The sequence below is a fragment of the Aureitalea sp. L0-47 genome, from assembly GCF_026126405.1.
Lineage (GTDB): Bacteria > Bacteroidota > Bacteroidia > Flavobacteriales > Flavobacteriaceae > Pukyongia.
This window is the reverse complement of sequence record NZ_JAFMTQ010000016.1, coordinates 22,878-36,723: the sequence shown is the minus strand read 5'-3', so window position 1 is coordinate 36,723 and position 13,846 is coordinate 22,878. Positions and strand designations below refer to the sequence as shown.

The 13,846-nt window shown below is 43.1% G+C and carries 10 protein-coding genes; 5 read left to right on the top strand and 5 right to left on the bottom strand.

The window, feature by feature from the left end; all coding sequences use genetic code 11:
• Positions 1 to 37 precede the first annotated feature (37 nt).
• The gene (locus J1N09_RS13510; protein WP_265200763.1) at positions 38 to 2,518 is read left to right on the top strand and encodes a DUF5686 and carboxypeptidase-like regulatory domain-containing protein; all 2,481 of its coding nucleotides are present in this window, start codon (positions 38 to 40) and stop codon (positions 2,516 to 2,518) included.
• A gap of 89 nt (positions 2,519 to 2,607) precedes the next feature.
• Positions 2,608 to 5,109, top strand: coding sequence for a sodium-translocating pyrophosphatase (locus J1N09_RS13505; protein ID WP_265200762.1), 2,502 nt, complete (start codon positions 2,608 to 2,610; stop codon positions 5,107 to 5,109).
• A 63-nt stretch (positions 5,110 to 5,172) separates the two neighbouring features.
• Here the strand turns inward: J1N09_RS13505 and J1N09_RS13500 are convergent, their stop codons facing one another.
• From J1N09_RS13500 to J1N09_RS13485, 4 genes are read right to left on the bottom strand one after another with little or no spacing between them, the layout of a single operon-like run.
• On the bottom strand, positions 5,173 to 5,793 hold the full coding sequence (locus J1N09_RS13500; RefSeq protein WP_265200761.1) for a deoxynucleoside kinase: 621 nt from the start codon (positions 5,791 to 5,793) through the stop codon (positions 5,173 to 5,175).
• Between the two features lie 5 nt (positions 5,794 to 5,798).
• Positions 5,799 to 6,593: a hypothetical protein gene (locus J1N09_RS13495; RefSeq protein ID WP_265200760.1), complete on the bottom strand. Its 795-nt coding sequence runs from the start codon at positions 6,591 to 6,593 to the stop codon at positions 5,799 to 5,801.
• 31 nt (positions 6,594 to 6,624) lie between these two features.
• A complete protein-coding gene (locus J1N09_RS13490; RefSeq protein ID WP_265200759.1) occupies positions 6,625 to 7,308 on the bottom strand; it encodes a response regulator transcription factor in 684 nt (227 codons plus the stop codon).
• Positions 7,298 to 8,773, bottom strand: coding sequence for a sensor histidine kinase (locus tag J1N09_RS13485; protein ID WP_265200758.1), 1,476 nt, complete (start codon positions 8,771 to 8,773; stop codon positions 7,298 to 7,300). Before J1N09_RS13485 ends, J1N09_RS13490 begins: the two co-directional genes overlap by 11 nt.
• Before the next feature lie 123 nt (positions 8,774 to 8,896).
• Here J1N09_RS13485 and J1N09_RS13480 point away from each other — a divergent pair, with 123 nt between their 5' ends.
• From J1N09_RS13480 to J1N09_RS13470, 3 genes are all read left to right on the top strand, one after another.
• Positions 8,897 to 9,727: a GLPGLI family protein gene (locus tag J1N09_RS13480; RefSeq protein WP_265200757.1), complete on the top strand. Its 831-nt coding sequence runs from the start codon at positions 8,897 to 8,899 to the stop codon at positions 9,725 to 9,727.
• A gap of 96 nt (positions 9,728 to 9,823) precedes the next feature.
• A complete protein-coding gene (locus J1N09_RS13475) occupies positions 9,824 to 10,744 on the top strand; it encodes a GLPGLI family protein (protein WP_265200756.1) in 921 nt (306 codons plus the stop codon).
• 17 nt (positions 10,745 to 10,761) lie between these two features.
• A complete protein-coding gene (locus J1N09_RS13470; protein WP_265200755.1) occupies positions 10,762 to 13,491 on the top strand; it encodes a carboxypeptidase regulatory-like domain-containing protein in 2,730 nt (909 codons plus the stop codon).
• A 45-nt stretch (positions 13,492 to 13,536) separates the two neighbouring features.
• Here J1N09_RS13470 and J1N09_RS13465 read toward each other — a convergent pair whose 3' ends face one another.
• Positions 13,537 to 13,842: a rhodanese-like domain-containing protein gene (locus J1N09_RS13465; RefSeq protein ID WP_265200754.1), complete on the bottom strand. Its 306-nt coding sequence runs from the start codon at positions 13,840 to 13,842 to the stop codon at positions 13,537 to 13,539.
• Between the last annotated feature and the right edge of the window lie 4 nt (positions 13,843 to 13,846).

Sequence of the window (13,846 nt, the reverse complement as noted above, 5' to 3'; positions counted from 1 at the left end):
TTCTAAAATTTTTTCGCCAGCCATGCGTTTCCTACTTATGAAAAAGCTTCTACTCGCTTTTCTTTTTCTCGCATCAATTTCTGCCTTTTCCCAAACAAAGGTAAGCGGTTTAGTGAAAGATGAATACGGTGATCCTGTGGCATTCGCAAATGTGATCTTCAAAGATTCGAACGAGGGTACTATTTCCAATGAAGATGGTAGGTTCTACCTCGAAAGTAGTGAAGATTTTGATGCCCTGTGGGTGAGTTTTGTGGGGTATGAATTACTTACAATTGAACTATCCAAAAAGACTACCTACGATCTTACCATAGTATTGAAAGAATCCGTCGATAGCCTGGATGAGGTAGTGGTATATAGCGGGAAAACTTCAAAAAAAGATAATCCGGCACTTGTGATCCTTCGGAAGATATGGGAAAATCGGAGGGAGAACGGAGTTAAAAAATTCAACCAATATCAGTACGATAAATACGAAAAACTCGAATTCGATCTTAATACCATCGATTCAGGACTAATAAAGAGTAAAGTTTTCAAAGGAATGGAGTTCGTCTGGGAGCAGATCGACACCTCCAACATCACCGGTAATAGTTACTTGCCCATATTCATTAATGAGGCTTATTCCAAGGTCTATGGAGACAACCTGCTCAATAATGAAAAGGAGATGCTCGAAGGAAACAAAAACTCGGGCTTCGAAAACAATCAAACACTTATCGCTTTTATCAAAGACCTCTACAAGGAGTATGATGTCTACGATAATTATATGAAGTTCTTCGATAAGGCCTTTACCAGTCCACTGTCGAAAACAGGGATAGACGTATATAATTATGTGCTGTTGGACAGCGCGTACCGGGATAATAAGTGGTGTTACAATATTGTCTATTACCCTCGCCGAAAGAACGAACTTACCTTTAAGGGTGATTTTTGGGTAAATGATACGACCTGGGCGATCAAGGAGATAAATCTACAGGCTTCCAAGAGTGCAAACCTGAATTGGGTGCGGGAAGTGTATATCGAGCAGGAATTCGATGTACTCAATGATTCAATCTTCCTTATTACGCGGGATTATTTTCTTTCCGACTTCAGTTTAAAGAAAAAAGAAGGTGCCAGGGGGATCTACGGAAAGCGAACTACCTTGTACGATAATTACGAGTTCGATATTGAAAAGGACAAGAAATTCTACGGTGAACAAACCGATCCCTATGCCTACGAGATCTACAACAGGCCGGATGAATTCTGGGATGAACGCAGAATGGAAAGTCTTAGTAAAGATGAAAAAGGTGTTTATAAAATGCTGGATACGTTAAAGACCATACCCAGGTTCAAGTCTCTGTACAATATAGCTTCCACATTGGCTTCCGGATATTATGAGGTTGGAAATTTTGATATCGGACCTGTGTTTTCTGTATTCGGCTTTAATGAAGCTGAAGGAATGAGGATTCGGCTGGGTGGAAGGACCTATTTTAGTCAGAACGACCCCTGGCGGATCGAAGCATTCGGTGCGTACGGATTTAGAGACGAACGGTTTAAATACGGTGTTTCGGGAAAATGGCTGCTCGACCGAAAATCCAGGCTCACCATTTTCGGCGGGAATAGAAAGGACGTAGAACAAACCGGTGCCAGTCTAACCACCAGTAACGATGTCTTAGGCCGTAGCCTAGCATCTTCTGCGCTTATTACAGTAGGTGCTAATGACAAGCTCTCACGAATAAACCTGAGTACGGCAGGTTTCAGCATGGAGCCGGCCAAAAACCTGAAATTCCAGGTTACCGGTTCATATCGCACGCTTGAATCGGCTACAGATACATTTAGCCTGGACTACCTGGATGAAGATGGTGTAGTTCAAAGTGAGATCTCCCAGCCGGAGATCGAATTTGCGATCTTCTATACTCCCAAACGAAAGACATCTGGCTACGGGGTAGAACGAACCATTATTAACGATGGAGATTTTCCTTCCTTTTACCTGGGTTATACCTACGGCTTAAAGGACGTATTAGGAGGGGATTTTGAATACAACAAACTTCAGGCGTTATATACACAACCCTGGAATATTGGTGGGATTGGCCGTCTTTGGAGTACTATAGAGGTTGGCAAGATCTACGATCCCGTTCCGCTTGGGCTGTTGAGTCCGATTCCCGGCAACCAGACACTTTTCAGTATTTACAACGCCTTTACGAATCTTGATTTCTATGAATTCGTAACAGATAGTTATGCGAGCCTTCACTTACAGCACAATTTCGGTGGAAGGATCTTTTCTCGAGTGCCGCTATTGCGGGATCTTGACCTACGGGAAGTGGTGGGATTCAGGGCTGCTTACGGAACTATTTCCGACGAAAACATAGCGCTGAATGCTCCTAATACGCTAATGCTTCAGGCTCCCGAGGATATCTATTGGGAGTGGAGTGTTGGAGTAGGAAACATCTTCCGCATTTTCCGTCTCGATTTCAACTTCCGCGGAAATTACCTCGACAACCCCGATGCGCGTAGGTTCGGGGTGACAGGGACCTTTGGGTTTTCGTTTTAAAAACATCTGATTTATCCTATCAACCCTCGAAAATTTTCTTACTTTTGCAACCGCAAAAAAGAAAGAGATTTCTAACTAAAAAGACTATAATGGAACAGAACATTATCTATGTACCTATCGCCTTGTCTGTGCTGGGCTTGTTATTCATGTTGGTGAAAATGAGTTGGGTTAAGAAACAAGCAGCCGGAAGTGAGCGAATGCAATTTATTTCCAAGAGTATTAAAGATGGAGCACTTGCTTTCCTGAATGCAGAGTATCGCTTACTATTGATCTTCGCGGTCGTAGCCGCTGGATTGCTCTTTTTTATCTCTACCCAGGTTGAATCTACAAGCTGGATGATCGTACCGGCATTTATCTTCGGGGCGATCTTTTCTGCATCTGCGGGTAATATCGGGATGCGTGTAGCTACTGAAGCTAATACGAGAACAGCGGAAGCCGCTAAAACCAGCTTACCTAAGGCATTAAAAGTATCTTTTGGTGGTGGAACGGTTATGGGGCTTGGAGTTGCAGGACTTGCTGTATTAGGACTCAGTTTGTTCTTCCTTTTCTTCGTGGGACAGTTTATGGGTAATGATGGTTCCTTTTACGATAATATGACAGTGGTGCTGGAAGCGCTTGCCGGTTTCTCATTAGGTGCTGAAAGTATTGCGCTTTTTGCCCGTGTAGGTGGAGGTATCTACACTAAGGCTGCCGACGTAGGAGCCGATCTTGTAGGTAAAGTTGAAGCGGGTATTCCTGAAGACGATCCTCGTAACCCTGCTACTATCGCAGATAACGTTGGTGACAACGTAGGAGATGTAGCCGGTATGGGTGCCGATCTTTTCGGTAGTTACGTAGCAACGGTACTTGCATCCATGGTATTAGGTAACTATGTGATCCGCGACATGAGCGTGGGTGCACAATTTACGGATGCCTTCAACAATATGGGGCCCATCCTTCTTCCTTTGGTAATTGCCGGAGTTGGTATACTAGCCTCTATAGTTGGTACCTTAATAGTAAAAATAAAGAATAACGACGCCAGGGAAGCTCAGGTTCAGAGAGCGCTTGACCTCGGTAACTGGACTGCGATCATCCTTACGTTGATCGCCTCATGGTTCCTGATCCGCTGGATGCTACCGGAAACCATGTCGCTTAATTTCTTCGGTGAAGGTTTGAAGGAGATTCCGTCTCGTCATGTTTTCTATTCCTGTATGATCGGGTTAGCAGTTGGAGCATTGATCTCTTTTGTAACGGCTCACTATACGAGTTTGGGTAAAAAACCTGTTCTCGATATCGTGAAGAATTCATCTACGGGAGCGGCCACTAATATTATAGCCGGACTTGCAGTTGGAATGAAATCTACATTCTGGAGCGTGTTGCTATTTGCAGCTGCTATCTACGGTTCATATGAATTAGCTGGATTCTACGGGGTTGCTTTGGCTGCTTCAGCCATGATGGCGACTACAGCTATGCAGCTTGCTATCGATGCCTTCGGGCCTATTGCCGATAATGCAGGTGGTGTTGCTGAAATGAGCGAATTGGAACCTCACGTTCGTGAGCGTACAGATATTTTGGATTCCGTAGGAAATACAACTGCAGCAGTTGGTAAAGGATTTGCTATTGCATCTGCAGCCTTAACCGCTTTAGCGCTTTTCGCCGCTTACGTTACCTTCACTGGAATCGATGGTATTAATATTTTCCGTGCCGATGTATTGGCTATGCTGTTTGTGGGAGGTATGATTCCTGTGGTGTTCTCAGCCCTGGCAATGAAGTCGGTAGGGAAAGCAGCCATGGAAATGGTAAAAGAAGTACGTCGCCAGTTTAAAGAGATCCCCGGTATCATGGAAGGTACAGGTACTCCTGAATACGCGAAATGTGTTGATATTTCAACAAAAGCAGCATTAAGAGAAATGCTGCTCCCAGGATTATTGACCATTGTGACTCCTGTTCTTGTTGGATTGTTCTTCGGACCGGAACCATTAGGTGGTTATATGGCCGGAGTTTGTGTGAGCGGTGTGATGTGGGCGATCTTCCAGAACAACGCCGGAGGTGCCTGGGACAACGCTAAGAAATCCTTCGAAGCTGGTGTGATGATCGACGGAGAAATGACATACAAGGGAAGTGACGCACACAAAGCTGCTGTTACCGGTGATACCGTAGGTGATCCTTTTAAAGATACTTCAGGTCCTTCTATGAATATCCTTATTAAGTTAACTTGTCTTGTTGGTCTTGTAATTGCTCCAATCTTAGGAGAAGGCCACGGGAGTGATCACGCTAAGAATATGGATGCCGATCAGGAAATGGTGTTTATCGATGCGGATGGCAATAAAACTGTCCTAACCGATAAGGAAGCCAATAAATGGGTTGGTGAAAAATCTGAAGTTAAGAAAGAAGTAATGGTTGAGATGTCAACTGAAGGTGAGGAAGTAACTGCAAACGTTACTATCAAAACTACTAAAGATGGTGAGACCAATTCAGAAACTAAAACGTTCACTGGCACTGAGGAAGAAGTGAAAGCTCAGATCGAAGCCTATAAAGATGTTGATATTAACATCGAAAAAGGTGAGAAAGTAATCAATGAAGTGATTGAAGAAGTTGAGGAGAATTTGTAATCAACTTCAAATAAAATAAAAACCCGGGCGTTTAGTCCGGGTTTTTTTATGCGTTGTTTTTATTTAATCCTGAAATAAACCGTGTATTTCGGCGTCGATCTTTTCAATTACTTCTCCCAAATGTTCCGGATTATCAACGAAATTTATGTTATCCACGTCCAGGACGATGAGGTTGCCTTTATCGTATTGCTGTATCCATGCCTCGTAGCGTTCGTTCAGACGGCTTAGATAGTCAATACTTATAGAATTTTCATATTCTCTTCCTCTTGCATGAATCTGCTGAACGAGGTTTGGAATGGAACTTCTAAGGTAAATGAGTAGGTCCGGACCTTTTGTAACACTTTCCATCAGATCGAAAAGTGATCGATAATTTTCAAAGTCACGGTTTGTCATCAATCCCATAGCGTGAAGGTTGGGTGCAAAAATATATGCGTCCTCGTAGATCGTTCTGTCCTGGATGATATTCTTGCCGCTTTCACGTATATCGAGCAATTGGCGGAACCTGCTATTGAGGAAATACACCTGAAGGTTAAAACTCCAACGTGCCATCTGGTTGTAAAAATCGTCCAGATAGGGATTGTCCTCTACATCTTCATAATGTGCCTTCCATTTGTAGTGTTTGGAGAGTAGCCTTGTAAGCGTGGTTTTTCCTGAACCGATGTTTCCTGCAATTGCGACGTGCATAGCTATTATTGCTTGGGTTTGGTTAGTGTATAAGCCTGGACGAAATTTCCGTCATAAATATACAGGAAATCTTGGGTAAGCTGCAAGTCTAGAATGGGGTTTTCGGGGATTGGGGGATTTATCGGATTAAGTAAGATTATAGTGTCTTCATCCAACTTGGCCTCAAGGTACAGTATACCTTCTTTTAAGGCAAACAGCCATTCGTTTTGCTGAACAATTTTCTCAAAATTTTCAGCGCCCGATTCAGACAAGAAGCTTCCGTATACATTGTATTTCTGAATGGATTCAGAAGTAAGAACATAGCAATAGTTAAAATCATTGGCTAGTCCGATGACTTCCTCCGAAATAGGTTGTGAAATAGGAAGCCTCGATCCACTTCTGTAATTGTAGAGTTCGAGTTGTTGGGTGTCAATATTGAATACCCAGAGCCTGTTATTCCCGGCATTCCTCGCGGCACCAATGTTCACGAAATCTTCAACGGTATTGAAATTGATCCGCTCCAGTTCGTTCAGACGATTGTCTACCCTTACTACCGTGTTGGCCTCTTCGTAGTAAACGACAACGTTCAAGGGATTTATAATATCAACTGAGGCCGGTGGTCCCAATTGATAATCCCTGAAGACAAAATCGCCCAGCGGTCCTGTTTTATGCAAGACCATATCTTTTATGTAATATAGGTTCTGATACGAATCCTTACCTACGAAAGCTTCGGCATCCAGGGGAATGGAATCTACTTTTGTCAGGGTTTGGGCAGTGGCTGACAGACATAAGAACAGGAATAAAAAGGCAAGGCTTTTCATATACGACAATATACAAAAAGCAACGTAGAAATCAGCAGATTAGTTTATACCCGAACCCTCGAACATTGACGATCTGCACTGTTTCATCCTGTTTTAGTTTTTTCCGAAGTCGGCTAATGAACACATCCATACTCCGAGCACTGAAAAAATCGTCGTCGTGCCAGAGCTTCTTCAGAATAAAGGAACGGTCCAGTACTTCGTTTCGATTCACATATAGGTGAAATAACAACTGAGACTCACGGTAGGTTAGGGCCACTGCGTCTTCATCTTTATACTGAAGCGACTGCTTTTTCGAATTAAAGATGTAGTTACCAATACTACTCTCCGTCTCGTTTTTGTCTGTACGTTTGGTATTCAGCAGGTTTTCAATGCGAACAATGAGTTCCTCCATGCTGAATGGTTTCTTCAGGTAATCATTACCTCCAAGGGTGAATCCCTCTACCACATCACGGGTTTGGGATTTGGCGGTAAGAAAAATGATGGGAATTTCGGTATCCTGGCTCCTGATGTCCTTGGCCAGTGTAAAACCGTCTTTTTTAGGCATCATAACATCCAGGACCAGTAAATGAGGTTCTGTCTCGTGGTATTTGGATTCTGCTTCCTTCCCATCCGAACAAAGAATCACATCGTATCCCCTGCTTTCAAGGCTTTCCTTAACGATCTGACCCAGGGAAGGCTCATCTTCTGCTAACAGTATCCTGGTTTTATTGTTCATTCGGAAGTACAATTTTAAAATTGGTACCGTGCTTCAGGTCGAGTTCTATCTTTCCACCATGTTTTTCTATGATCTTACGGGTGTAATACAACCCGATACCAAAGCCCTTAACATCATGTGTATTTCCTTTCGGCACCCGATAGAACTTCTCAAAAATATGCTTTTTATGCTGCTCGGAAAGGCTGTTTCCGTTATCGTGAACATTGATCTCTACTGAATGGTCCTTTTTTCGAACGCTTACGTCGATAGTGTTTCCGCCGTATTTCACAGCGTTGTCGATCACGTTGTTCAGGGCGTTTTCGAAATGGAAAACATCTACATTGAAAAATATTTCTGAAGCTTCATTTTCAAAATTGATCACTTTCCCGGAGGTGGCGTAGATCTCTTTCAGGGTCACTTTTTCCAGCATTGATACCAAGTCTGTTTTTTCCTTCTGAAGCTGAAGGCTCTCACTGTCGAGTGTTGCGGTTTCGAGTAATTTTTCTACCATACCATTGAGCTTGTCCACCTGTTCCAAGGACATTCTAGCGTAGCGAAGGTTTTTCTCCGGATCCTTTTCAGTATTGAAATCCTGTATGGCCTCCATGGCAACTCCTATGGTAGCAATTGGTGTTTTGAACTCATGGGTAATATTGCTTATCAGGTCGTTTTTTACTTCTGAAAGTTGTTTCTGATGGCGAATTACTTTCAGTAAATACATCAAACAGGCTATAACTCCGGCTACAAGTATAAATGAAAGTAGAATCCCAACGAAGTTACGTTTCAGTATGGAGAGTGTGATATTACTGAAATGGATAGTGAGAGAATTTTCATAAAAAGAGAAATCAGATTTAGAGGAAGTACTCAGTTTGGCATTTTTGATGAATTTGGGCCTTAGCTTTTGAGTCTTGTTCAGGAATCCTTTGTGTGTAAGTCCGTAATCGATCTTTAGATTTTTGCGTTTCAATTCGTTGAGCAGCAGGCTGTCCATTTTCTTTAGTGAAAGACTGTCTTCCTGAAATGACAAGATGATCTTGGAAGAGAGCAATTCAACAGGCTTAGTCAGACTATCCCTAAATGCGAACCTCTTGAGTTGCGGGTTGAGTGTGTCTATGATGGTAATTCTAACATCACCACTGTCCTTACCACTGTTTGTTCTTAATAGAGAAAGTCGCTCGGGAGTTTTGGTGACATTCAACTCGAAGCGCGCATTACTTGGGAACGAATCTTTTACATGAAACTCGGAATTTACCCAGTGCTTCTGGTCGAAATGCATACTGTCTGCAAGGATGTTGAAGGACCTGGATTTTGCGAGATTAGTATAGTAGCTGTCCACAGCATTGTCCAGGCTGGTCTGCACATCGTTCATCAGTTGCTGTTTACCTGCCTGGTAATTCTTATAATTCCAGTATCCCTGGATACACAGCGTGGCCAGTATCACAAGGGCGATGAAATATAATATACCTTTGTATTTCAGGTTATTCATGACTCAAAAGTAGGAAGTATTTATAAGGTGTATGCTATGCGTTAACACTAGTTAACACTGCTTAACCCATATTACCACTAAGTTGATTCATCTTTGTATTGCATTAATCGAAATACGACAATTATGAAAATTCAAGTTACACTTACCTTACTCTTATCGCTTTTCATCACTTCACTTTTTGCCCAGGATTTCCGTGGAGTGGCGACTTATAAGACCGATAGAAAAGTGAACCTTAGGTTAGATAGTGCATCCATGGTGGACAACGAAATGCACAAGCAGATCGAGGCACAGCTTCGGAAGCAGTTTCAGCGGGAATATACCCTTAATTTCAATTCCAGGGAATCTATTTATACTGAAGTAGAGAAACTGGATGCGCCCGCCCCAGCGGCTTCAGGAGGAATCAATATTGTAGTTGCGGGAAATACGGACATACTTTATCGAAATACCGCGGAGAATAAACTGGTGAGGGAAACCGAGATCATGAGTAAACCATTCCTTATTAGGGATAAACCGGAAAAACGCGAATGGGAACTTACAAAAGAGACAAAGTCCATTGGAGAATACACCTGTTTTAAGGCAACCTCTAACGAAGAAGTAGAAGAGCAGATGTTCAGTAGTGAAGTGGATAGCGTTGTAACTACAACAAAACTTCGTACTACCACCGCCTGGTATACCCTCGATATTCCGGTGCAGCATGGGCCGGATGATTATTGGGGCTTGCCTGGGCTTATCATGGAGGTGAGTGATGAAGATCAGACCATCCTTTGTTCAAAAATCGTTTTAAACCCGGAAAAAGCAGATGAGATCGTGGCGCCTAAGAAAGGTAAAGTGGTGACCAGGGATGAATTCAGAGCCATCCAGGATAAGAAGATGAAGGAGATGCAGGAGCAATTCGAAAGTTCCGGAAGAAGAGGTGAAGATGGCAACCGCATGATGATCCGAATAGGTGGATAGTATATTTATTGAGAGGCATTAAACCTTTTTAACAATAAATTGTCTAAGGATTTTGAAGTAATCGCTTACTTTGTTATTCAATCAATACAACCTGTGATGAAAAAACTATCCTTACTATTCATTCTATTTCTAACCCTGAATGCATTTTCCCAAAACATAAGCGGAGTAGCCTATTACGAATCCAAGACCACTGTCAACATGGACGAATGGGGCAATAGGGAGATGAGTGAAGAAATGAAGCGACAGATCATGGATCGAATGAAAAGCTACCTGGAGAAAACATATATCTTAACGTTCAATGGGCAGGAGTCCATTTACAAGGAACAGGAAAAACTGGAGGCAGGACCCGGAGGGCGTGGATTCGGAATGATGATGGGAAGTTTTTCACCGGGAGCTCAGTACAAAAATCTTGCTGAAAACCAGATCCTGGAGGAGAGAGAGTTCTTTGGAAAGCAATTTCTTATCAATGATACGGTGACCAAACTGGACTGGCAGGTTACCAAGGAGTCGAAGATGATCGGACAGTATCTGGCAATAAAAGCGACAGCCATGAAACCTGTTGATGAAAATGATTTCAGCCTTGCCAGACGAAGAAATAGAGACAGCGACAGCGACAATGATGATGACAAGAAAGAAGGTGAGCAAGCAGAAGGAGAAAAGGCCACAGATAGTACCAATGCAGAACCCACAGATCCATGGGAAGAAATAGAGATCCCGAAAACTGTGGAAGTGACGGCATGGTTCACTCCTCAGATCCCTGTTGGGAATGGCCCGGGAGAATATGCCGGATTGCCCGGATTGATCCTGGAGTTGAATGTGCATAGAACCACACTTTTATGTTCTAAGATCATCCTCAATCCCAAAGAACGAGAGGAGATAGTTCCTCCTAGTAAAGGAAAAGGTGTTACCCGGGAAGAATACAACAAGATCGTAAAAGAAAAAATGGACGAAATGCGTGAGAATTTCCGAGGTCGCGGAGGAAGAAGAGGCGGCGGAGGAAGGCGTTTCGGAGGATAAACAACATACCAATCTAAATGAGAAGACTACTAACCCTGGCGACAGTTCTGCTGTTCGCAAGCACTCTTACTGCCCAAAGTATAAAAGTTCGAGGTGTTATTACCGACACCCTTAACAAACCCCTGGAGTTTGCAAACGTGATCGCTACGGTACAGGATAGCGGAGACATTGAGTCTTACGGGATCACCAACCAGGAGGGATTATTCCAGTTGAGCCTACCCAAAGGAAAAACCTATTCCTTAAAGGCAAGTTTTCTGGGTTTTGAAACAGTAACCCGGTCTCTTACTGTACCAGAAGATGCCGAGAATATGCGTGTGGATTTCGAGCTGAAAGCGATCTCTACCGAACTGGATGGCGTGGAAATTGTCTACGAGATGCCAGTAACGGTGAAAGGAGATACCATAGTGTACAATACCGATGCCTTTACTACCGGGGATGAACGTAAACTTGGGGACGTAATGAAGAAGCTTCCGGGAGTTGAAGTGAACGATGATGGCGAGATCGAGGTGGAAGGGAAGGCTGTTACTAAGGTCATGGTTGAAGGAAAAGATTTCTTCGATGGGGATTCAAAACTAGCTACCAAGAATATTCCGGCGGATGCAGTAGACAAAGTGGAGGTGCTTAGGAATTACAACGAAGTAGACCAGATGCGCGGACTTGGTAACGATCAGGACAATGTTGCCATTAACATCAGATTAAAAGAAGGCAAGAAAAAATTCTGGTTCGGAGAAGTTACGGCTGGTTCCGGACTCGACAGTAACACGGATCCTCGCTACCTGGTGCATCCAAAACTGTTTTATTACAGCCCCGAATACAGCATTAACATCATTACCGATCTAAACGATATCGGCGAGGTGCCGTTCACCTGGCGGGATTATTTCAACTTTACGGGTGGCTTCAGAAACTTCAACAGGGGTGGTGGGACCAATTTCAATATTAGTCAGAGTGACCTTGGCTTCGCCGTTGCACAGAACAACAGGGCCAACGCTATAGAAACCAAATTCCTGGCTGGAAATTTCAGCTGGAGAGCCAGCAAATCATTGGATCTAAGCGGCTTTACAATTCTTTCGGATAACAGTACCAATATTGTAAATAATTCGATCAGGCAATATATTGCTTCGGGCTTCACCGAGACCACCGAAAGCGTAAACGATCAGCAGAACCAATTGGCCATGCTAAAGCTTAGTAGTGTGTACAAACCAAGCGCCGACTTCCAATTGGATTACGATGTACTGGGGAAAATATCGAACCAGAATGAAGACGACAATACCCTTTCGATCTTCGGACCCGACGGTCTAAACGAGATTGAGGAAGAGCTGGAAAATCAGCCTGTATCAATCAATCAAAATGTAAACGCTTATTACACTTTAGACGATAAGAACATATTCGCCGGACAAATTCAACATCTATGGCAGGATGAGGATCCGTTCTACAAGGCGATCACAGATTCGCTCCCTTTCAGAAACCTGCTGCCTGTGATGCCGGATAATCGTTTTGACATCAATCAGCAGCGCAACGTGAAGACCAACAAGATCGATGGAAAGATCGATTACTATTATGTACTGAACAATACCAGTAATCTTAATTTCACTCTAGGTACCACTTACAGTCATCAGCAATTCGACTCAAACATTTTTCAAATTCTGAATAATGGGAATGAAGTGGATCTCAACCAAACGAATCCCGTGAATGGCGAAACCACACCATTGGTGAATGATGTTTCTTATCTGTTTACCGATGCATTCCTGGGACTCCATTACAAAATCAAAACAGGACAGTTCATTTTCACACCCGGTGCAACGCTTCACAACTACTATTTGAGAAACCGGCAATTGGGTGCTTCTGTAACTCAAAACGACTGGATGCTGCTGCCCGATTTCAACGCAATATGGAACATTAAGAAAAGTGAGAGCCTACGGTTCAATTATGCGATGTCTGCCGAATATACAGACATAAACAACTATGCTGAGGCCCTCATCTTTAACAACTATAACAGTTTGTTTGGTGGTAACCGAAACCTGGAGAACGCCATGTCTCATCAGTATTCACTTACTTATTTCAGCTTTAACCTATTCAACTACACCAATATTAGTGCATCTCTGAACTACAATCGAAGGATAGAAGGATTCAAAAACAATTCACAGATCGTGGGGATCAACAGGGTAGGAACTATCATCAATATCGACAGCGATTTTCCCGATGAGACCTACTCGGCTTTCTTCCGTTTCAGTAAAACCGTGAAGAAGATCCAATTCAATCTGAATGGAAACCTCTCATTAAGTCAGTCGAATAACCTTATTAACGACGCGATCACGCAAAGTGAGAGTTTTACCCAGTCGTATAGGGCAAGTGTTCGCTCCAACTTCAGGGATTGGCCAAATTTTGAAGTAGGCTATCGACTCGCCGTGAATCAATACGACAATGGTGGTTTGGAACAGACTTTCTACACCCAAAGGCCGTATGCCAATATGGATATTAATTTCCTCAAGCATTTTTCACTAAACGCAACCTGGGATTATTATAACTACACTAACGAAGCTAATACAGTAGACAATACGTATTCCTTCCTTAATTCTACTCTATATTACCAGAAAGGCGATAGCCCTTGGGAATTTTCAATTCAGGCGACGAACATCCTGGACACGGAGTTCACCAATAACGACAGTTTTAACGAGCAGTTTAACACTACTTCTCAGTATTTTGTTCTGCCGAGAATTGTGATGTTCGTGGTGAAATACGACCTGTAGGTCAACTTTTGAAATAGCAATCAGGCCAATAGCATCTTCGGGGGTTTACATTTTTCCGTAGAGGCTTGCCCAACCACCGCCGTTCATAGCTTCGATTCCCTGACTTTTCAAGATTCCAGCGGCACTACCGGAGCGCATGCCGCTGGCACAACAGGTAATGACCGGTTTATTCGTTTTTCTTATTTCTGAAATCTTTCCGGACAACTGCTGAAGGGGAATATTCCGAGAGCCGGGAATGGCCCCGTTATCGTATTCTGCCTTGGTTCTCACGTCGATGATAATAGCATCGCGGGCAATGAATTCCTTTATCTTTTTGGTTTTATTTCCGAATAGAAAACTAAAAATTCCCATATCG